Below are 19,339 nucleotides of genomic sequence, written 5' to 3'. Positions count from 1 at the left end.
GGAAACCTAATAAATTCTTACGAAACGCCTGTTTGGGTAACGTAGGTTTCAGCAAAATGGTGGAAAAAATCCTGAAGCTCCGCAAAATCGGCCGGCACGCTTTGTACCTGACCGTTTTTGATTTTATGCTCCAGTTGCTTGGCGGCTTCGGCCAGCCGGTTCAGGCCCAGCGTGAAGCCAGTGCCCTTTAGCTGGTGCAAATGTGGTAAAATCTGCTCGTACTGGCCACTTTCTACCAAAGGAGCCGCTTCTTCCAGCAGCTGTCCGGCTTCCTGCTCAAAATCGGCGTAGAGCTGGGCGGCAAATTCTTCGCCCCCTAGTTCCCGCAATTGGCTTAGTATTTCCAGGTTCAGGCTCTCGGGTACGGGCTCCGGCGCAGGCGCGGTAGGCACTTCCACGGGGGCTGCTATTACCGGCTGGTTGGGCCGCCAGTGCATCAGAATAGAGTATAAGTCCTGAGACTTCACCGGCTTGGAGACATAGCCATCCATTCCCTGCTCCACAAACCGCTCAGCGTCCTCTTTCATGGAGTAGGCCGTCATGGCTACAATGGGCGGGCACTGAGCCCCCAACCGCCGCCGAATCTCACGCATGGCCGTAACGCCATCCATTTCCGGCATTTGGATGTCCATGAAAATCAGGTCGTAATGCGTGCCGTTGGTAGCCCGGCTTATGGCCTCAAACCCGTCGCTGGCTACGTCTATGCGGCAGCCCAGCTTCTGCAACAGGCGCTCGGCTACTTTCTGGTTGATGGGGTTGTCATCTACCAGCAACACCTGGGGCACAGAATCAAACTGCACTACTTCCTGCTGGCTCCGGTCACGGGAGGCCAGGCGCTCCTGCACAATTTCTTCCTCGTTGTGGGCCACGCGGCATTTAATCTCAAACCAGAAGGTGCTGCCTTTACCCACCTCAGAGTTTACCCCAATGCTGCCGCCCAGCATTTCGGCCAGCTGCTTACTGATGGCCAGCCCCAGCCCAGTGCCCCCAAACGATTTGGTGGGGGTATTGTCCAGCTGGGTGAAGTTGGTAAACAATAGCTTGGCATTCTCTTCCGAAATACCAATGCCGGAGTCCTGCACCTCAAAACGCAGTACGTGCTTGTCGCCGCGGTGCGCTTTGCTGGTTATCTGCACATGCACATTGCCCTCGTTGGTGAATTTGATGGCATTGGAAGTAAGGTTGCTGAGCACCTGCAGCAAACGGGTTTCATCGGTGCGGATAAAGCGCGGCGTCTCCGGCGAAATATGGTAAGTGAACAGCAGATCCTTCTGCTGTGCCCGGTTGGCGAACAGCGAGTGAATCTTATCCATGGAATAGTACAGGTCAATACCGGTTTCATTGAGCACCAGCTTGCCTGCCTGAATTTTAGACAGATCCAGAATATCGTTTAGAATCGCCAGCAGCGCATCGGAAGATTTGCGCAGGGTATCCACGTAATCTTCCTGCTCCGGCGACGAAACCGTCTGGTGCAGCAGGTCAATCATACCAATAATGCCGTTCATGGGTGTGCGCAGCTCGTGGCTCATGTTGGCCAGGAACTGGGTTTTGGCGTGCAGGGCAGTTTCTGCCGCATCTTTGGCCCGCCGCAAATCATCCTGAATCTGCTTGAGCTCCGTAATGTCGCGCCCAATGCCTTCTGTGCCGGATACGCCGCCCAGCTCATCTTTCACCATGCGGGCGTTAATCAGCACACTCACAGCCCGGCCGCTTTTGTGGCGCATATCTATCTCGTAGTTACGCACCTCGCCCTGCACCCGAATGGCCTGTAGCAACGACTCCCGGTCCTCTGAATTCTGGTAATAATCCCCAATGAACGTGCCCGTGACCTCCTCCGGGGTGTAGCCCAGCATATCCATTACCGAGGGGCTGACCAGGGTCAGTACCCCTTTGCCATCGGTGCGGTAGTACACGTCCTGGAACGACTCGAAAATAGCGCGGAACTTCTCTTCCTGCGCCGCCAGCTCCAGCTGGGAGCGTTTCTTGTCGGTGATGTCGTGCGCAATGCCGGAAATCTCCTCGAAGGAGCCGTCATCCAGATAAATAGGGTTGAGGTAAATTTCCCGCCAGCTGTCCATGCCCCGGGCGTCGTTCAGACGTACCTCAAAGCGTTGGGGCTGGCCCTTAAAGGCTTTGCGGTAGTTGTTCATGAAGGCCGAACGGGCTTCGGGCTCCATCATGTCCAGATCGGCCTGCATCAGGTTCACATTCAGGGTAGGATATACCCCGTTGCGCCGCAGGAAGTAGGCCGCGTAGTTGCGGTTGAAGGAGGTGAGGCGGGACTGTACATCCACGGACCACATTAAGTGGGTGCCGCTTTCAAAAATGGCGTTCAGGCGGGCGTTCTGCTTGTTAATCTGCACCTCATTGCGCTTGCGCTCAATGGCCAGTGCCACCTGGTTGGAGATAAAGTGCAGAATCTCAATATCCGAGGAGGCATAGGCATCTTCCTTGGAGTAGTCCTGCACGGCAATAACCCCAATGATTCGGTCGCCTACACTCAGCGGTGAACAGAGCATTACCTCCGGCATGGAGCCATAGGCCGTGATGGAGCCTGAAGCAACCAGTGCCTGAATATCGACGCGGCGTAGGTACTGCGGCCGCCCCGTGCGGATAATGTACTCCGAGATGCCGGAGGAGAAGGGCCGTGACACCAGCGCCTTTTCGCCCTGCGTGTGCTGATCGACGAAATAGGCGAACTGCAACTGCGTGCGGGCATCGTCGCAGAGGGCAATATAGAAGTTGTTGGTTTCGATGATCTTACTCAGCTCCCGGTGAATGGCGCCATACAGCGAGTTCAGATCTTTGGTACTGATAGCCAGGTTGGCAATGCTGTAATATACCTTCTGCAGACGCTCGGCCTTAATGCGGTCCGTTATATCGTGCAGAATAGCCCGGGTGCTTACTGGCTCGTCATCCTGCCAGGAGCAGGAAATACTGCCAATCAGGTGGACGGGCTTGCCGCTTTTGGTCAGAAAAACGGTTTCCAGCTTATTCACCTTTTCGCCCTTGTACAAGTTGCGCAGCTGGTACATCAGCTTGGCTTTGTAATAGGGGTGCACCACATCGGAGAGCGTCAGCTCCGGCAGGTCGTCGTCATCGTAGCCCAGTTTTTCCTTCCAGGCTTTATTGACAAAAAGAAAGTGGTTGTCGATGCTCAGATTCTGGATCAGGTCGTGGGCATTGTCCAGAAAGTCCTGCAGGCGGTTGCGGTTATCAGAGAGGGCCCGGGCCGTAATGTGGCGGTCGGTTAGGTCGCGGCCCACCACAAAAATGCCATTGATCTTACCTTCAGCGTCGTAGTCATACTCGGCGTGCCAGAACACCATGCGCAGCTGCCCGGCCTTGGTGGGGATGGAACGCTCATAGTAGTCCTGCAACCGTCCGGTCTTGATGCTGTTCAGGTAGGCTTCCCGACGGGCTTCCCGCTCATCGGCCAGCACAAACAAATCATGATAGGGCCGCCCGATTATCTCCTCCCGCTTGTACTCCGTGTACTCCAGGAAATAGTCGTTCACATCATTGATCAGCCCTTCCCGGTCGCAGCAGACATAGCTAAGACCAGAACGCCCCAGTAAATCCCGCAGATTCTGACGGGGCGCCTCCTGGCGGACAGCGGGTCCGGAACGCGGCGGAGCCAGGGCTGCATCGCGCAGGGTAAGCTGTACCTGGGGGCCAGTAGGCAGTTCCACCCGGTGCAGGGTAACCCAGGCATCCAGCGTGGACTGATCGGCCCGATGGCCATACCACCACTTGGAAAACTGCCGGCCCGTGCGCGCGGTATCCTGAATGGCTGCGTGCAGCTGGGCATCATCTACCCAGCACTCCTCGGCACTGGCCTGCGTTGGCGAAGCAAACCCCATCAGGCCGGCGCTGAGCAGCACCGCCCGGGTGGTACCCAACTGGGTAAGGGCCGTACGGTTGCAATCGGTCAGCTGGCCCTGCTCATCATATAAAAGAATAGCATCATACGCTGCATCGAATAAGGCACGGTAATTACTGTCCTGCGTAGGGGAAGCTGTTTTTTTGCCTGAGGTACTAGGGGTGGAACGAGAAGCCATGGGCAGTTAATAAACCGGACGCTGTATGTTGAGGAACCAGTCAGCCCGGCTGTATCAGTTGACTGCTTAAATTTGTCAAAAATATCCAGAATAAAGTGCTGGCAGCTTCATTTCTCCGCTGCGGGCCACCGTTTGCCCGCTCATGCGCCGCCTTGTCTTCACCGTTACTACGGATTTAAACTACGACCAGCGCATGCAGCGCATCTGCGGCAGCCTGGCCCGGCATGGCTATGAGGTGCTGCTGGTAGGCCGGGTTCTGCCCCGGTCAGAGCCACTTGTACCACAACCTTACCAACAGCACCGGCTGCACTGCTGGTTCGTGCGGGGCAAGCTATTTTATCTGGAGTACGCAGTGCGGCTGTTCCTGTTTCTGCTGAAACTGCGCGCCGACGCCTGGTGTGCTATTGATCTGGACACCGCCCTGCCTGTGTGGCTGCGGGCCAGGCTGTGGCGCCAACCTTTCATCTATGATGCCCACGAGCTGTTTACCGAAGTGCCCGAGGTAGTACGGCGCCCGGCGGTACAACGCGTGTGGCGGTGGCTGGAAGCCTTTATAGTTCCGCGGGCTACACTGGCCTATACAGTGGGGCCGGCGCTGGCCCGGGTGTTTGCTCAGCGCTATGGGCGGCATTTCTACGTTATCCGAAACATTAGCTCCCTCGATGCTCAACCACTTCTGCCCAAAGCACCCGGACCTGCTTCTGGTTTTATTCTCTACCAAGGGGTGTTAAATGAAGGCCGGGGTCTGGAAGCTTTATTGGATGCTATGCCACAGGTAGACAGTCAGCTGGTGCTGTGCGGGGAAGGAGACCTGTCGGATGATCTGCGCCGGCGGGCGGAGGAGTTGGGGCTGCTGGAAAATGAAAAGGTAGTATTTAAAGGCTATGTGCTGCCTAACGAGCTGCGCGCTCTGACCCGACAAGCGGCGCTGGGCATAATGCTGCTGGAAAACCGTGGACTGAGCTATTATTACTCCCTGGCCAATAAGTTCTTTGATTATCTGCATGCCGGCGTGCCCCAGGTGGTAGTAGATTTTCCGGAGTACCGGGCACTGAATGAGGAATTTGAGGTAGCCGAATACGCCACGCTAAACCCAGCAGAACTGGCAACGGTACTCAACCAACTGCTCACTAACCCCGAGCGCTACCAGGAGCTGGCGCAGAATTGCCGCCGTGCCCGTTTAGTGCTGAACTGGCAGCAGGAAGAGCAGCATCTGGTGGCTCTCTACGCCGGCCTATGGCCTGATCAGCATATTGCCTTATGATAGAATTACCAGACCTTTCTGCAACTAACGGCCGCACTCTGCTGGTGCTGGCGGGCCCTACGGCCGTGGGCAAAACTGCTCTGAGCGTGCGGCTGGCCCAGCACTTCAAGACCGAAATTATTTCCGCCGACTCCCGTCAGTTTTTCCGGGAGCTAAGTATTGGTACGGCCAAGCCTACTCCGGCCGAAATGCAGGGTGTGCCGCATCATTTTATTGATTCGCATTCCATTGCCGAGGAGTATAACGCGGGCCGCTTTGAAAGCGAGACACTGGCGCTACTGGAACAGCTTTTTCAACGGCACCAGGTGGTGATTCTCACCGGCGGCTCTGGCCTGTACCTGCAGGCTGTTACCGATGGTTTTGATGTATTGCCGGCCATAGTTCCCGAAGTGCGCACCCAAATCCAGGAGGAATTAGCTATCCATGGTCTGCCCGCGCTGGTGGAGCAGCTACGCCTTCTTGACCCCGTCACCTATGAACGGATAGATCGGCAAAACCCACAACGGGTAGTGCGGGCTCTGGAAGTCACGCGCGGTACCGGGCAGCCGTTTTCCAGTTTTCATCAGGCTGGCAAAGGGGCAGAGCGGCCCTTTCGCATCGTAAAAATTGCCCTTACCCGGGAGCGGGAAGAGCTTTATGCCCGCATAGACCAGCGGGTGGACGATATGCTGGCGGCCGGGCTTTTAGACGAAGTGAAATCGGTGGAAGCATATCAGCAACATAATGCCCTGCAAACGGTGGGCTATCAGGAAATATTTGGGTACCTGCGCGGGGAATATGCCTGGGAGGAGGCAGTGCGCCTGCTCAAGCGCAATACGCGCCGCTATGCCAAGCGCCAGCTTACCTGGCTTCGCCGTGACCCGGCCTACCATTGGTTGCATCCGGATGAGGCAGGGGAAAAGTTGGGAATTCAGTAATAGAAGAAATAAGCATGCCTTAACCAGAACGCCCCTACTACCATGCAGGCAGTAGGGGCGTTCTGGTTAAGGCATGCCCGAAAACATCGGAGAGAAGACGGGATTCAGAATTTACACGCTCAAAATCTCAACCATTCGCATAAAGCTCTGGTTGATAAGCTTTTTCTTGTAAATGGTGTCATGGAAGGGAGTGTATACCAGCTTGCGGTCTACTATACCAGCCATAACATTGCGCATACCATTCATAAGGCCCTCCACGGCTGCAATGCCAATCTGAGAGGCCAGCATTCGGTCAGCTGCTGAGGGTGCGCCGCCGCGCTGAATGTGGCCAATGATGGTGACACGGGTATCCAGCTGTGGAATTTCTTCCTTTACGCGCTGCGCAATGGCGTGGGCATTGCCCTCTTCGTCGCCCTCGGCCACCACCACGATAAAGGAAGTTTTGGAGCGCTGCCAGCCGGTACGCAGGCTTTCAATCACGGCGTCCGTCGACATTTTGGTTTCCGGAATCATCACAATTTCGGCGCCGCCGCCAATGGCGCACGGAATAGCAATGTAGCCGGAGTCGCGGCCCATTACTTCCACAAAAAAGCACCGGTCGTGCGAGTCGGCCGTGTCCCGGATTTTATCAATGGCCTCCAGCGCGGTGTTTACCGCTGTGTCATAGCCAATGGTATAATCGGTACCGAAAAGGTCGTTGTCAATGGTGCCGGGGGCACCTACGGTCGGGATACCGAATTCTTCTTCAAATAGCTTAGCGCCCGTGAACGTACCATTGCCGCCAATGGCCACCAGACCTTCAATACCGTTGTTTACCAGCTGATCAAAGGCCTGCTGCCGGCCTTCCTTGGTCATGAACTTCTGGCTGCGTGCCGATTTCAGAATAGTGCCACCTTTCTGAATAGTGTTGGAAACAGAAGCGGAGTCCAGGCGTACAAACTCGCCCTTAATCATGCCGCTGTAGCCGCGCATAATGCCATACACTTCAATGCCATGGTAAACGGCAGTGCGCACCACAGCCCGAATGCAGGCATTCATGCCCGGCGAGTCGCCGCCGCTGGTAAAAACTCCTATGCGTTTCATATACTAAGTTGGTCTGGTACCCAGGAACAGGCCGGCCGCAGAGCCGCCGCCGGCACAAATGATGCGAAGTAAGATAAATTCAACCGTTGTTCCACCGAAGTGGCTATTTTTTCCGAAACTGCGTATTGTGTTCTAGCGGGGTAGTAGTTATCTTAACCTCCCTTTGACTAATCTTCGTTTTCACCCCGGCAGGATTTAGCTTGCCGTTCCGCCTTCCGGTTATCCTCCTAATTCCCACCCATAAACCTGTTTCCGTTATATGTTTGGTTTTTTCGAAAGCGAACAGACGAAGAAAGTCAAAAGCCACCTGTGCAATCTAGCTTCATTGGCCAAGGCCGATGGGCATATTGATGAGCGGGAAATGACTTTCATTGTGGCTGTGGGCAAAAAGAATGGCATGCGTGCGGAAGACGTCCGCAACCTGGTAGCCAATACCAACATGCCCGCCATGGTGGTGCCCGATAACGACTCAGAGCGTTTTGACCAGATTTTTGATCTGGTAGATATGATGCTGGCCGATGGTGTGGTAGATGACCACGAAATGGATTTCTGTATTGATATGGCCAGAAAGCTGGGCTTCCGCAAAGCCATCGTAGGTGTGCTGGTCCGCAAAATCTCCCTGGGCGTGAAAGACGGCCTGCCCCGGGAGCAGATTAAGCAAGAGTCACAATCCTTCCTGAACTACAACGGCGGCGAGTAACGGCTATTAGTTGGCCGGAGCGCCTATTACGTGCTCCACAGCCCGCAACAGCGCCGCGCATGCTTCTTCAATTTCCACATTGGAAATAGTAAGGGGAGGAGCCAGCCGCAAAGAGTTGTCACAGAACAGAAACCAGTCCGTCAGCACACCTTCGTGCTCCAAAGCCCGGTCAATAATAGGCTTCAGCACGGCAAACGACTCAAATTCCACTGCCATCAACAACCCACAGCCCCGCACCTCGCGGATAGCCGGGTGCCGCAGAAGCCGCCTGAACAAGGCGGCTTTTTCGTGCACACCAGCCAGCAGATGTTCTTCCTGAATCACGCGCAACGTAGCCAACGAAGCCGCACACGAAACCGGATGCCCGCCAAACGTGGTGAGGTGGCCCAGAATAGGGTTGGTTTTGAAAACGGCCATGATTTCCTGGGGCGCGATGAAAGCCCCGATGGGCATGCCGCCGCCCATTCCTTTGGCCGTGAGCAGAATATCCGGCTCGATGCCAAACTGCTCAAACGCCCAGAAGGTACCAGTGCGCCCAAACCCGCACTGAATTTCATCCAGAATCAGCAGGGCGCCCACCTCGGTGCAACGCTGGCGCAAGGCGGGTAAATAGCCCGGCAACGCTACCCGCACGCCCGCTTCGCCCTGCACAGTTTCCACAATTACGGCGGCGGTGCGAGAGGTGATGTGCTCTAAATCTGCCTGGTGGTTGAATTCGATGTGGCGCACATCGGGCAGCAAAGGGCGGTAGCTTCGTTTAAATTCCTCGGACCCTGTAACCGACAAGGCACCCTGCGTGGAGCCATGATAAGCCCGGTGACAAGAAATGAGCTCGGTGCGGCCGGTATAGCGTTTGGCTAGCTTCAGGGCACCTTCCACCGCTTCAGTTCCGGAGTTGGTAAAATACACCGAGTCCAGACGGGTGGGTAAGGTTTGGTGCAGGGCGTGAGCCAGCTCGGCTGGCGGAGCTTGCACCAACTCGCCATACACCATCAGGTGCAGGTATTTATCCAGCTGCTGCTGAATAGCAGCCAGCACTTTAGGGTGGCGGTGGCCCACGTTGCTCACTCCAATTCCGGAAATCAAATCCAGGTAGCGGCGGCCATCATAGCCGTACATATACACACCTTCCGCCCGCTCAATTTCAAGCAGCAGAGGGAAATCAGAGGTTTGTGCCTGGTGGCGCAAAAAAAGCTGACGGGAGGTGAAAGAAGCCGTTTGCATAGAGACAAAGGTACGGTGTCAATTTACCGCAAGCATGAAAAAAAGGCTGCCCACATTGGGCAGCCTTTTTTATAAAATGACAGCCAGGTGCTTAAAGCATATTGGCTCTTAGGTAAAGTCTTCTCTAGCGGGGAGAGGGAGCTGCCACGTCGCCGGAACGAGGGCCACCGCGCCGCTCATCCAGGCGGTGTAGTACTTCACGGGTGAATTCCCGCTCAGCCAGATACAGACGCCCCACCTGCCGGATAGAAAGCACTTTCTGAAACTTATCGAAGTACTCCTTTTCCAGATTCACTTCCTGCTGACGCATGGCAAAAGCCTGGGTCAGGTTTTCTTTGATTTGCTGGTCTGTGAGGCCTTCCGGGTCGCTGGTGCGTAGCTGTCGCTGGCGGCGGTTCAGGTCGCGGCGCTTATCGGTAAACTCATTATAAAGGGGCCAGAAGCGTTGGGCCTGGTCCTGGGTGAGCGTGAGCTTATCGGTGAGGAACGCAATTTTGGCGTTTTCCAGGCGGGAGAGGCGTTCCTGGCGGTCAAGCTTCTGCGCCCAGGCGGAGGTGTGCAGCAACAGGCCGGCCAGGAGCAGGAATACTGCCAGGCCCAGCTTTTTTGTCGGCAATAGGGAGGGGAGAGAAAAGGACATCAGCTTACAAATAAAGGTCATCGGTGGGTTGCTCGTCCAGGATATCCTGCACTTCGGCCGAAGAGGCCTGCAGGAAACTGTCCGTTACAGTTTGGTCGGCGGTGCCGGGGAGCTCGGCCAGGTCCGGCAGGGTTACGCGCTGGTCGCTGGCCAGCAGGTACTGCACCATTTCTGTGCGCGGCACATTAGCCAGAGCCAAAGCGGCAGAACTATCCGCTACCGGTTGCTGCGGAGAAACTATTTGTTGGCTTAGAAAAAATGAGGTGGCAAAACCGCCCAGCAGTACGACCGAAGCCAAAGCAGTACGCATGGGCCGGGAAAAGGCCAGCAGCCAACCGGGCAGAGCCCCCTCCGCAGCCGGTACCGGCTGTACGCGCTCCATCACCTGGCGTGGGAGCCGCTCAAAGTAGCCATCCGGGGGCGGAGCTAAGGGTGAAGTCCGGCGGGGGTGGTCGTCCAGACGAAATGGGGTTTTCATATCAGTTAGAAGCCATGAGGGCCTTGAGGTTTAATCGGAGTGGGTATTGATGTACTGTTCTATTTTCTTAGCGGCATGGTGGTAGGAGGCTTTCAGCGCGCCTACGCTGGTGCCTGTTACTTCCGCCATTTGCTCATAGGGCATTTCATCGTAGTAGCGCAGGTTGAACACCAGGCGCTGCTTATCCGGCAGCTGCAGAATGGCTTTTTGCAGCTTCAGCTCTATTTCGTCGCCGGCAATAGCGGGGTCGGCTTCTACTTTGGCAGCTAGCTCGGCCCCCACGTCATTCAGTGGCAGAAAGAACTTGCGCCGCTTGCTACTCAGGAAGTTCAGGCACTCATTGGTGGCAATGCGGTAAATCCAGGTGTAAAGCGAGGCATCCTGACGGAAGTTTTCCAGGTGCTTCCACACTTTAATAAATACATCCTGCGTCAGGTCGTCGGCGTCCTCGTGGTCAATCACCATTTTGCGCACGTGCCAATACACCTTCGTCTGGTACTTGCGCACCAGCTGATTGAAGGCCACGTTGCGGGCGGCCGGGTCCTGAAACTTGAGGAGTATTTCCTGGTCTTCCAAACAGGGTGCGAAGAGGGGTGACGGCGGTTTAGAGGCAGAAAGGTAGCCTAGGTTTAAAAACCAGCCCTTTCTTTCTGATTTAGTAGGACGAATGGGCTCACATAAAGATGGTATTGCTCTTTAAACAGTGATGCGGACGAAGGGTAATTACCCGGAAAATTCAAATAGATAAATATTAATTTATAGGAGCACGAATCTTCCCACTATTTTTACCCCGAACCCTACTTTCTGCGCTATGAGCAATCTGATACAATTTGTAGCTAACCACGATGACCTTTCTACGGACAAAGGTTTTCAGTTTAAGTTTTACTGTGACAAATGCCGCAACGGCCACATGTCGCGCTTTCAGCCTAACAGCGTAGGTATTGCCGGGGAGCTGATGCGGGCAGCGGGCAGCCTGTTCGGCGGTAGCTTCTACGATGCTGGTAACGCGGCCTACCATGTGCAGCGCGCTATTGGCGGCAAGGCCCACGATGCGGCGCTGGAAAAAGCCGTGCAGGAAGGCAAGGTGTATTTCAAGCAATGCACCCGCTGCGGCCACTGGGTGTGCCCCGATGTGTGCTGGAACCACAAGGCCGGCCTCTGCGAAGACTGCGCCCCCGATGAGCACGAAGAACTGGCCTCGCAGCAGGCCCAGGCCACCAGCGAGCAGATTCGTGAAAAAACCCGCGCCCAGGACTACACCAAAGAGTTGGATTTCCTGAACCGCGGTGGCATCGTGCAATGCAAAAGCTGCAGCGCCAAGCTAAACCCCGGACAGAAATTCTGCCCCGAATGCGGCACGCCCAATGTGGTAGCCCAACAAAAAGACCGGTTCTGCACCGACTGCGGCTCTCCCATGAAACCCGAGCAGAAGTTTTGCGCGGAGTGTGGCGCTAAAAATTAGCTCCTGACGTATGCGTGGCCTTAACAAAGTAACGCTGATCGGCAACCTCGGCAAAGACCCCGAAGTGCAGGTACTGGAGGGAAACATGCCAGTAGCCAAATTCTCGCTGGCCACCTCCGAAAGCTTCCACACAAAACGGGCCAGGTGCATACCAGCACCGACTGGCACACCGTAGTACTCTGGCGTGGGCTGGCCGAGCTGGCCCAGGTCTACCTACGTAAGGGCAGCCTGGTGTATGTAGAGGGCAAGCTAAAAAACCGGCACTACGATGAAGCCGCCGGCGTGCGCCATTATGTAACCGAAATAGTAGGCGAGCAAATATTGATGCTCGACAAAAAAACCGGCGAAACCGGGTGAGGAGACTTATATTGGTTCTCCTTGCTGCTCTGCTATGAAAGCTGCCGTTACGCTGCGCCTGTGCGACTCCAGCACCGATTTTCAGGTGTTTTTTCCGTATTCCGATGTGGTGATACGAACGGCGCTCCTCACAGCCGGCATACGCTGCAGCGCACCCATGCGCGGCTATGTGCTACCTGCCACCCCAGAGGCCGTGGCGCAATTACAAACAGCCTGCGCCCCGTTAGGTCACCCCTTGATACGCCGGCGTTCTGTACGAAACCAACTTTCGGAAAGCAGGCTAAAATAGCCTGCTTTCCGAAAGTTGGTTTCGTACAGAACGCCGGTTCCCGAAACTCCGAGGCCGGGACACTTTCGTAAACACAGATGTTGGTTGCAATGCAAGAGCAAGCTACTTTTAATGCAAAAGGAATAAATGAGACATTTTGCTAAAGCGACCGGGACTACAAGCCAAGTATCCCGACAACACCCTCTAAGGGTGGTAAACAGTGCTTAAGATAAGACCTCCAGTAATAATAGTAGCGAGGATTGTGAGACAAAGAGCTATGCCATACAACCAGTGTCGATATCTATTCACCTTTTCCATCGAATTCATCTTTTCTTGATAACGTTTTAGCTCGTTGTAGTAAATAAGTTTCGTTTTCTCATCGTCAACTAATTCAGTGTTGTCTAAATAATCGATAAACATTTCATTAGGAGGTGAACCTATCTGCAGAATGTTTTTGGGGAATAATAACAGCCCGAGGCAAAACACATCTCCTAAAAATAAAAAGATGAGAATTATTAGAAAGCCGTGATTCGAATTTCCGGTAAATTTGTAGCTCGCAAAGCCTGATATCACTGCTACCATTATTGTAGCTAACGTAACAGCTTTATTGGAAATTGACTCTGACACTGACATAAATTCATCGTATCGGTCCTTAGCTTGACTGAATAAAAACTTGTAGGCTTCGATCGGCACCTTTTCCCAGTCTTTTACGATATCTTTCCAGGTTTCTGACATTTGATTTGTATTTGCTTTCAAAAGTACTGTTGAAATGCACGTGCAACCAACATGGGTTTGGCAAAAAAGCGGCTGAAGTGCGAAATTGGGCTATGAATGGTCGGTCAACTGTGCCTTTGTATTCAATAGTGATAATTCTATTGCCGCTTCTTCGCCAAGCCCTTCACGTTAGGCGCAATACAATCAACCCAAGTTGCAGACGATGGAAAAATGGCTATATACAGTTTGGTTTATTGACAACAACTTGCTGCCTGACGAAGAAGACTATGAATGGGGTGCTTGTATTGTCATTGAGGCAAACTGTGCGGAGGACGCGAAGGAATGGGGCGATAAATTAAGTAAGGAATATATACAGAGAAATCATATAAACACGTTTGCAAAATCAGGGTTAGTAAAATTTGCCCAAGAAGATTATACTGATATTTCTGATTTGCCATTCATTGAATACGGTCATCTTGCATCAGATAAAGAAATCGGTTGGTAACTAACTTAACTGCGCCTAACAAAGGCTTGTGTGCAAGTTGGGCGGATGGAAGTATATTTAAACGATAAAACAATAATCAACAGCAGTGGTTAAGTGAAGCGTCGGGTTTTCAAATATCCAACCTGCACAAAGCCTCGCTACGTTAGTGGCCATGATTTGTTTCAGATTTGCAGGTGGGCTTTTGCCACTATAAACTATTGCAGGTTACTGCTCATTTTCTGGAAAGGCCTTTATGTTGGGTTTTGAAATAATCTCAACATCGTTTGGTATAGATATATCAAAAAGACTTTGCCATGCTCCTGAAATCCTTTGTGGTGAGAACTCAAAGTCACGGCTAAAATGTCTCCAGTTTTTGAGTAAGAAACAATTGAGTTTCGGGTTAAATTTTACTCCGGCAGCTTTCTCATCTCCTTTTTTCATGGGTCTTATTTTCCATAATTCAACAATGCATAAGGCTTTGCCGGCATTTTTGCCAACTGAGTTTGTTTTTCCGCAGCAGATAACAATATCACCACGATAATTAAAATTTCTGAACCTGGTTTCTATAGTTTTTTCTCCGTTCTTTATCCAATCCGCATATGGTGCGCCTGGATAATCGTTCATAATTAAAGCCTTGTATATTCTTTGCTTTTCTGCCATTGGGAGAGATATTACAATTTCCATTCCTAGAACTGAGGGATCCTTATTAAAGGAAAATTACGGCCTATAACACGGTATGCATGCAATGGTGGCTGACGTGCATATTCCCGGCTTTTGTTTTTAAATTGGCTTATATCATTAACCAATGCTGACGGAACGCAGAATGCCACCACTGCATAAATACCCGTTCGTTACATATTAAAAAAGCCCCAATAGTCATTGGACTGTTGGGGCTTTTTGCTACGCAACTAAATCTTACTTACGCCGCGCCCTTACTTTCTCCACCGCCGCCACAATAGCGGCTTCATTCAAGCCATATTTCTCCATTAGCTGATCGGGCGTGCCCGATTCGCCGAAGGAGTCATTCACGGCTACCATTTCCAGGGGCAGCGGCTCTTCCCGCGCCAGCAGCTGGGCAATGGAGTCGCCAAGGCCGCCGTTCATCTGGTGTTCTTCGGCTGTTACCACGCAACGCGTTTTGCGGGCTGATTCCAGAACCATCTGCGCATCCAGCGGCTTGATAGTGTGGATGTTGATGATTTCGGCGTTGATGCCTTTCTCGGCCAGCAGCTTGCCGGCCAGAATGGCCTTCCATACCAGGTGGCCGGTGGCAAAGATGCTCACGTCGGTACCTTCGTTCAGCAGCACGCCTTTGCCAATTTCAAACTCCTGGTCAGCGGGGGTGAAGTTGGGCACTACCGGGCGGCCGAAGCGCAGGTACACCGGGCCTTCGTACTCGGCAATGGCCAGGGTGGCGGCTTTGGTCTGGTTGTAGTCGCAGGGGTTGATGACGCACATGTGGGGCAGCATTTTCATCATGCCCACATCTTCCAGAATCTGGTGGGTGGCGCCGTCTTCGCCCAGCGTGAGGCCGGCGTGCGAAGCACAGATCTTCACGTTTTTGCCGGAGTAAGCAATGCTCTGCCGGATCTGGTCGTACACGCGGCCGGTGCTGAAGTTGGCGAAGGTGCCCGTGAAGGGGATTTTACCACCAATGGTTAGGCCGGCGGCCAGACCCATCATGTTGGCTTCGGCAATGCCCACCTGGAAAAACCGCTCGGGGAAGTCTTTTACAAAGGCATCCATTTTCAGGGAGCCGATGAGGTCGGCGCAGAGGGCCACTACGTTAGGGTTGGTTTTGCCCAGCTCGTGCAGGCCCGCCCCAAAGCCGGAGCGCGTGTCTTTCGATTCGGTGTAGGGGAAGTCTTTCATCGTGGGGTGTAAGTACTTAGGGTCTTGGGACTTATTTTTTATTCTCGTATGTCATGCTGAGCTTGTCGAAGCATCTCGCTAGTGTGGTATTATCACTTGCAACATCAGCTCGCGAGATGCTTCGACAAGCTCAGCATGACGGATATTTTGACAATCAGCTTTCATCATTTCCCAAACAAGCTAACCGACGTCGTCTGCCCCGATTTAATCGTGAAAGTGCGGGCATCCGAAAACTTACTGCCGGTGGCGTTTTTAGAGCGGAAGACCAGCCGGTAGTTTCCCGGTTGCAGCGGCACGTTCATTTTGCTGCTGCCACCTTCCGGCAAGTTGTAAATCCATGTCTGCGAGTCGTCCTGATTTAGGCGGTAAATGCTGCCGTAGCCTTTCAGATCGGTAATGATGTTCAGGGTGCCGGGCGCATCGTAGGTTACCACGGTTTCCTGACCCTGCCGGATGGTAACCTGGCGCGTAATGCGCGGCAGCGTCAGAATTTCAACCTCGTATTTGCCGGTCAGGAGTTTTTGCCGGTTGCCAAAAGTGCGGGCCACGAGCGTACCCGGCTCACCGGCTTGCCGGATAACGGCCTGCATAGTCCCATAGGGGTTGGGTGTGAGCTGCGGCGACTGCAGCCACAACGTGCCCCGAGGTGATTTAAACGACAGCACATTGGCTTTCGCTGGTTTAATCTGGAGGTTGTTAGCGCGCAGGGCCGGTACCGTATTTATCACCAGGTCATAACTCTGCAACGGGTCGATGTCCAGGGCATCGGGCTTGCCCTTATCGTCGCGGTAGTGCACATAGTTGTATTCTATGGCCCCCGTTATGTTGTTAATGAACGTCAGGTTCACATTGGTTTCTACCGGGCGGCCGTCGGCGTCGGTCAGGTTTATGGCCACGGTGGTCTTAGCCAGCGTTTGCGCAATAACGTCGTTCAGAATCGTGCGAAACGTCTTAACGTCAGCGGCATTATAGTACTGGCCCAGACATTCCAGCTGCTTACCAAAGTCGTGCTCTGCGCCAATGCCAATCACAAATGGCTTCAGAAATACCCGCTTGCGCTGCAGGGCAATTGAAGTAGCACACGGGTCGCCCTTGCAAGACTCCAGCCCGTCGGTAATCAGAATCAGTACGTTCCGGCTATTCTTGTCCGTTGGAAAGTCGCCGGCCGACTGCATCAGGGAGTAGGTGATAGGCGTATTCCCTTGTGGGGTTATCTGCTTGAGCTTATCCTTAATGGCGCGGGCATTCTTGGCCGCGAAGGGCACTTCCAGGCGTGAGTCCTCGCAGTTGTTCTCCGATTTATCGTGCAGGTGGCCATACACCCGCAGGCCCAGCTCCAGATTGGGGTAGGCGTTTAGAGAATCGGCCATTTTTGCCAGCAGGCGCTTGGCAACATCCATACGCGGCTCGCCTTCCCACGGCGCCAGCATTGAGCCCGAGGCATCCAGCAAAAACAGAATGCGGGTAGTACGAGCCTTTACGGAAGGCTGGTTCTGGGCATGGCACAAGCGGCCACTAAAAAGCAGCAGCGCGCCTAAAACCAGGAAGTAGCGCAGGAAAACCGGTGGATAGCGCATAGAACAAGCCCAAGCCCCCGAGTGGCCCGCCTCAGGGAGGCGGGCCGGTTACCTCGGTTCAGTAATATACTAGCTGCTGAAGGAGAACGGAAAGTTTTCCGCCGCAGTATTTGAATTACCGGAAAGTGGCTTAGTAGTCGCTGGCGTGCTCTACGATGAGCTGCTGCAGAGCAATTTCCAACTGCTCGTTATTGGGCGCTACGCCGTGCCATTTGTGCGAGCCCATCATGAAATCGACGCCAAAGCCCATTTGGGTATCCATCAGCACCATCACGGGTTTACCCTGGCCCAGCAAGGATTGCGCTTCTTCAATGGAAGCTACCAGCTTCTCGAAGTCGTTACCATCGGTTTCCAGCACCAGCCAGTTAAAAGCTTCAAACTTGGCGCGCAGGTCGCCGAGGCCAGCAATTTTCTCGGTGGGGCCGTCAATCTGCTGGCCGTTGCGGTCTACAAAGGCAATGAGGTTGTCCACTTTGTGGTGGGGGGCATACATGGCTGCCTCCCATACCTGGCCTTCCTCCAACTCGCCGTCGCCCATCAGCACAAAGACGGTGCGGTCGTCGCCGTTCAGCTTTTTAGCCTGTGCCGCGCCGATAGCTACACTGAGACCCTGGCCGAGGGAGCCCGACGCTACCCGGATGCCGGGCAAGTGCTCGTGCGTAGCGGGGTGGCCCTGCAAGCGGGAATTCAGCTTGCGGAAAGTAGCCAACTCGCTCACCGGGAAGTAACCCGAGCGGGCCAGCACCGAGTAAAATACCGGCGAAATGTGGCCGTTCGACAGGAAAAACAGGTCTTCGCCTACGCCGTTCATCGAGAAGCTGGGGTCATGCTTCATCACCCGGAAATAGAGGGCTACCAGCAAATCGGTGCAGCCGAGGGAGCCGCCAGGGTGACCGGAGTTCACGGCGTGCACCATGCGCACGATGTCGCGCCGCACCTGAGAGGCAATTTGTTGCAGCTCAGCAATGGTTTTCGGGTTGGCGGTAGCCTGGGAGGCGAGGGAAGTATCCTGCGACATGGGTACAGAAGGAGAAGGTGGTTGCTCGGGCAAAGGTAACAAGCTTCGCCGGAGGCGGAAATCCTTCGGGACTTTGACCGTCGATTTCATCCGGTTTCTTGGTTTGTGCAGCTGGCAGGGTATAAAAATCCCCTGCCAGCTACTGGGAGCAGTTGGCAGGGGAGATGTTAGTAGCAGCGGGCCTACAGCAGCTGCGCCGCGTGGTTTTTGGTGTCTACTTTGGTGATGACCTTCTCGATTAGCCCATTTTCATCAATGAGAAAGGTATAGCGCATGGTGCCCATGTACTTGCGTCCATACATCGATTTTTCCTGCCAAACGCCGTAATCCTGCACTATTTTCTTGTCTTCATCAACCAGCAGGGGAAAGGGCAGGTCGTACTTGGTAGCAAACTTTTGGTGCGACTTCTCGCTGTCAATGCTTACCCCCAGCACCTGAATGCCGGCGCTGGTGAGGGCTGCTTGGTTGTCGCGCAGGTTGCAGGCCTGGGCCGTGCAGCCGCTGGTATCGTCTTTAGGGTAAAAATATAGGGCCACCTTGCGGCCTTGGTAGTCTGCCAGGCGGTGCAGAATGCCGTTTTGGTCAATTGCTTCGAAGTCGGGGGCCGGAGAGCCGGGTTGCAGATCCATAAGGAAGGGTTAGGATTTTTCAGAATCAGGCTGAGGCGTAAAAATCAGCTTTTCTACCGGAAAACCCAGCCTGCGTGCCTTTGCCACCAGTTTATCCCGAATACTGCGCTCCAGGTGTGAATGCCGGGACAATATCCATAAGTTCTCCCTTTTGGGCTCCCCAACTAACGCATATTGATAGTCGCCTTCCAGGTCCAGAATCCAATAGTCTCCCGCGAAAGGCCAGAAGAAGCTCACTTTTAGCTTAGCATTGGTGCGGCGGTCTGCTACTCGTGCCGTGCCGGTGGCCGTTTCTGCCGGGCTGTGCAGCTTGTTGCGGTGGCAGGAGTTACGCACGCTCAGGGTGCCATCGGGTTGCAGATTATATTCAGCCGTAACGGCCACACAGTCCTTTTCAAAGCGGGTTGGCAATCGGGCTATTTCGTACCAAAGCCCGACGTAGCGTTTCAAATCTACGTGGGGTACCACCGGTAGCGATGTCTGGCGGGCACGCGAATACAACATAGCGGCAGCGCCTACCACAGTAGCCGCTGCCGCAAATAGTATAGGACGACGAGTTTTCATAGCAATGTTGCTTATCAGAAGTAAAAT

19 protein-coding genes and 1 pseudogene are annotated in these 19,339 nt (G+C 54.0%); 7 read left to right on the top strand and 13 right to left on the bottom strand.

What is annotated here, in order from left to right; translation table 11 throughout:
* Positions 1-17: 17 nt before the first annotated feature.
* On the bottom strand, positions 18-4,061 hold the full coding sequence (locus tag Q4G72_RS16400; protein WP_303312511.1) for a PAS domain S-box protein: 4,044 nt from the start codon (positions 4,059-4,061) through the stop codon (positions 18-20).
* Positions 4,062-4,203: 142 nt separating this feature from the next.
* Here Q4G72_RS16400 and Q4G72_RS16395 point away from each other — a divergent pair, with 142 nt between their 5' ends.
* Positions 4,204-5,325, top strand: coding sequence for a glycosyltransferase (locus Q4G72_RS16395; RefSeq protein WP_303312510.1), 1,122 nt, complete (start codon positions 4,204-4,206; stop codon positions 5,323-5,325).
* Positions 5,322-6,242, top strand: coding sequence for a tRNA (adenosine(37)-N6)-dimethylallyltransferase MiaA (gene miaA, locus Q4G72_RS16390; protein WP_303312509.1), 921 nt, complete (start codon positions 5,322-5,324; stop codon positions 6,240-6,242). Before Q4G72_RS16395 ends, miaA begins: the two co-directional genes overlap by 4 nt.
* 111 nt (positions 6,243-6,353) lie before the next feature.
* Here the strand turns inward: miaA and pfkA are convergent, their stop codons facing one another.
* The gene (gene pfkA / locus Q4G72_RS16385; RefSeq protein WP_303312508.1) at positions 6,354-7,325 is read right to left on the bottom strand and encodes a 6-phosphofructokinase; all 972 of its coding nucleotides are present in this window, start codon (positions 7,323-7,325) and stop codon (positions 6,354-6,356) included.
* 325 nt (positions 7,326-7,650) lie between these two features.
* Here pfkA and Q4G72_RS16380 point away from each other — a divergent pair, with 325 nt between their 5' ends.
* Positions 7,651-8,025, top strand: a complete 375-nt coding sequence (locus Q4G72_RS16380; protein WP_303312507.1) for a tellurite resistance TerB family protein — start codon at positions 7,651-7,653, stop codon at positions 8,023-8,025.
* A 6-nt stretch (positions 8,026-8,031) separates the two neighbouring features.
* On the opposite strand, the gene Q4G72_RS16375 is transcribed toward Q4G72_RS16380, so the two are convergent.
* The 4 genes from Q4G72_RS16375 to Q4G72_RS16360 all read right to left on the bottom strand — a co-directional run bounded on the left by Q4G72_RS16375 (position 8,032) and on the right by Q4G72_RS16360 (position 10,943).
* Positions 8,032-9,249, bottom strand: coding sequence for an aspartate aminotransferase family protein (locus tag Q4G72_RS16375; RefSeq protein ID WP_303312506.1), 1,218 nt, complete (start codon positions 9,247-9,249; stop codon positions 8,032-8,034).
* A 124-nt stretch (positions 9,250-9,373) separates the two neighbouring features.
* On the bottom strand, positions 9,374-9,889 hold the full coding sequence (locus Q4G72_RS16370; RefSeq protein WP_303312505.1) for a hypothetical protein: 516 nt from the start codon (positions 9,887-9,889) through the stop codon (positions 9,374-9,376).
* A 4-nt stretch (positions 9,890-9,893) separates the two neighbouring features.
* Positions 9,894-10,367, bottom strand: a complete 474-nt coding sequence (locus Q4G72_RS16365; RefSeq protein WP_303312504.1) for a hypothetical protein — start codon at positions 10,365-10,367, stop codon at positions 9,894-9,896.
* Between the two features lie 30 nt (positions 10,368-10,397).
* Entirely contained in the window at positions 10,398-10,943 is a 546-nt protein-coding gene (locus Q4G72_RS16360; RefSeq protein WP_054412355.1) for an RNA polymerase sigma factor, read from the bottom strand.
* 235 nt (positions 10,944-11,178) lie between these two features.
* Between Q4G72_RS16360 and Q4G72_RS16355 the strand changes: the two genes are divergently transcribed.
* From Q4G72_RS16355 to Q4G72_RS16340, 3 genes and pseudogenes are all read left to right on the top strand, one after another.
* A complete protein-coding gene (locus Q4G72_RS16355) occupies positions 11,179-11,829 on the top strand; it encodes a zinc ribbon domain-containing protein (RefSeq protein ID WP_303312503.1) in 651 nt (216 codons plus the stop codon).
* Positions 11,830-11,839: 10 nt separating this feature from the next.
* A pseudogene (locus Q4G72_RS17925) lies at positions 11,840-12,186 on the top strand (single-stranded DNA-binding protein).
* 34 nt (positions 12,187-12,220) lie between these two features.
* A complete protein-coding gene (locus Q4G72_RS16340) occupies positions 12,221-12,475 on the top strand; it encodes a hypothetical protein (RefSeq protein WP_303312500.1) in 255 nt (84 codons plus the stop codon).
* A gap of 183 nt (positions 12,476-12,658) precedes the next feature.
* Here the strand turns inward: Q4G72_RS16340 and Q4G72_RS16335 are convergent, their stop codons facing one another.
* A complete protein-coding gene (locus tag Q4G72_RS16335) occupies positions 12,659-13,210 on the bottom strand; it encodes a hypothetical protein (protein ID WP_303312499.1) in 552 nt (183 codons plus the stop codon).
* A 181-nt stretch (positions 13,211-13,391) separates the two neighbouring features.
* On the opposite strand from Q4G72_RS16335, the gene Q4G72_RS16330 reads away from it, so the two are divergent.
* Entirely contained in the window at positions 13,392-13,673 is a 282-nt protein-coding gene (locus Q4G72_RS16330; protein WP_303312498.1) for a hypothetical protein, read from the top strand.
* Between the two features lie 204 nt (positions 13,674-13,877).
* On the opposite strand, the gene Q4G72_RS16325 is transcribed toward Q4G72_RS16330, so the two are convergent.
* The 6 genes from Q4G72_RS16325 to Q4G72_RS16300 all read right to left on the bottom strand — a co-directional run bounded on the left by Q4G72_RS16325 (position 13,878) and on the right by Q4G72_RS16300 (position 19,312).
* Entirely contained in the window at positions 13,878-14,336 is a 459-nt protein-coding gene (locus Q4G72_RS16325; RefSeq protein WP_303312497.1) for an ASCH domain-containing protein, read from the bottom strand.
* 231 nt (positions 14,337-14,567) lie between these two features.
* Positions 14,568-15,524 carry a transketolase family protein gene (locus tag Q4G72_RS16320; RefSeq protein WP_303312496.1) on the bottom strand — a complete coding sequence of 319 codons (957 nt, stop codon included), beginning with the start codon at positions 15,522-15,524 and terminating at the stop codon, positions 14,568-14,570.
* 164 nt (positions 15,525-15,688) lie between these two features.
* The gene (locus tag Q4G72_RS16315; protein ID WP_303312495.1) at positions 15,689-17,101 is read right to left on the bottom strand and encodes a vWA domain-containing protein; all 1,413 of its coding nucleotides are present in this window, start codon (positions 17,099-17,101) and stop codon (positions 15,689-15,691) included.
* A 130-nt stretch (positions 17,102-17,231) separates the two neighbouring features.
* Positions 17,232-18,119 (bottom strand): transketolase, encoded by an 888-nt coding sequence (locus tag Q4G72_RS16310; protein ID WP_303312494.1) that lies wholly within the window; start codon positions 18,117-18,119, stop codon positions 17,232-17,234.
* 182 nt (positions 18,120-18,301) lie between these two features.
* Entirely contained in the window at positions 18,302-18,748 is a 447-nt protein-coding gene (gene bcp, locus Q4G72_RS16305; RefSeq protein ID WP_303312493.1) for a thioredoxin-dependent thiol peroxidase, read from the bottom strand.
* A 9-nt stretch (positions 18,749-18,757) separates the two neighbouring features.
* Positions 18,758-19,312 carry a lipocalin family protein gene (locus Q4G72_RS16300; RefSeq protein WP_303312492.1) on the bottom strand — a complete coding sequence of 185 codons (555 nt, stop codon included), beginning with the start codon at positions 19,310-19,312 and terminating at the stop codon, positions 18,758-18,760.
* Positions 19,313-19,339 lie beyond the last annotated feature (27 nt).

Source organism: Hymenobacter sp. BT730 (assembly GCF_030542105.1).
In the GTDB taxonomy this organism is placed as follows: Bacteria; Bacteroidota; Bacteroidia; order Cytophagales; family Hymenobacteraceae; genus Hymenobacter.
Note: the sequence above shows the minus strand (reverse complement) of the source record. Positions and strands in the feature narration are given on the sequence as shown.

Bases quoted from the DNA above. Each gene is read 5' to 3' on its own strand.
- Q4G72_RS16400 (WP_303312511.1), bottom strand. From the start codon at position 4,061: ATGGCTTCTCGTTCCACCCCTAGTACCTCAGGCAAAAAAACAGCTTCC.
- Q4G72_RS16395 (WP_303312510.1), top strand. From the start codon at position 4,204: ATGCGCCGCCTTGTCTTCACCGTTACTACGGATTTAAACTACGACCAG.
- miaA (WP_303312509.1), top strand. From the start codon at position 5,322: ATGATAGAATTACCAGACCTTTCTGCAACTAACGGCCGCACTCTGCTG.
- pfkA (WP_303312508.1), bottom strand. From the start codon at position 7,325: ATGAAACGCATAGGAGTTTTTACCAGCGGCGGCGACTCGCCGGGCATG.
- Q4G72_RS16375 (WP_303312506.1), bottom strand. From the start codon at position 9,249: ATGCAAACGGCTTCTTTCACCTCCCGTCAGCTTTTTTTGCGCCACCAG.
- Q4G72_RS16370 (WP_303312505.1), bottom strand. From the start codon at position 9,889: ATGTCCTTTTCTCTCCCCTCCCTATTGCCGACAAAAAAGCTGGGCCTG.
- Q4G72_RS16365 (WP_303312504.1), bottom strand. From the start codon at position 10,367: ATGAAAACCCCATTTCGTCTGGACGACCACCCCCGCCGGACTTCACCC.
- Q4G72_RS16355 (WP_303312503.1), top strand. From the start codon at position 11,179: ATGAGCAATCTGATACAATTTGTAGCTAACCACGATGACCTTTCTACG.
- Q4G72_RS16340 (WP_303312500.1), top strand. From the start codon at position 12,221: ATGAAAGCTGCCGTTACGCTGCGCCTGTGCGACTCCAGCACCGATTTT.
- Q4G72_RS16330 (WP_303312498.1), top strand. From the start codon at position 13,392: ATGGAAAAATGGCTATATACAGTTTGGTTTATTGACAACAACTTGCTG.
- Q4G72_RS16325 (WP_303312497.1), bottom strand. From the start codon at position 14,336: ATGGAAATTGTAATATCTCTCCCAATGGCAGAAAAGCAAAGAATATAC.
- Q4G72_RS16320 (WP_303312496.1), bottom strand. From the start codon at position 15,524: ATGAAAGACTTCCCCTACACCGAATCGAAAGACACGCGCTCCGGCTTT.
- Q4G72_RS16315 (WP_303312495.1), bottom strand. From the start codon at position 17,101: ATGCGCTATCCACCGGTTTTCCTGCGCTACTTCCTGGTTTTAGGCGCG.
- Q4G72_RS16310 (WP_303312494.1), bottom strand. From the start codon at position 18,119: ATGTCGCAGGATACTTCCCTCGCCTCCCAGGCTACCGCCAACCCGAAA.
- bcp (WP_303312493.1), bottom strand. From the start codon at position 18,748: ATGGATCTGCAACCCGGCTCTCCGGCCCCCGACTTCGAAGCAATTGAC.
- Q4G72_RS16300 (WP_303312492.1), bottom strand. From the start codon at position 19,312: ATGAAAACTCGTCGTCCTATACTATTTGCGGCAGCGGCTACTGTGGTA.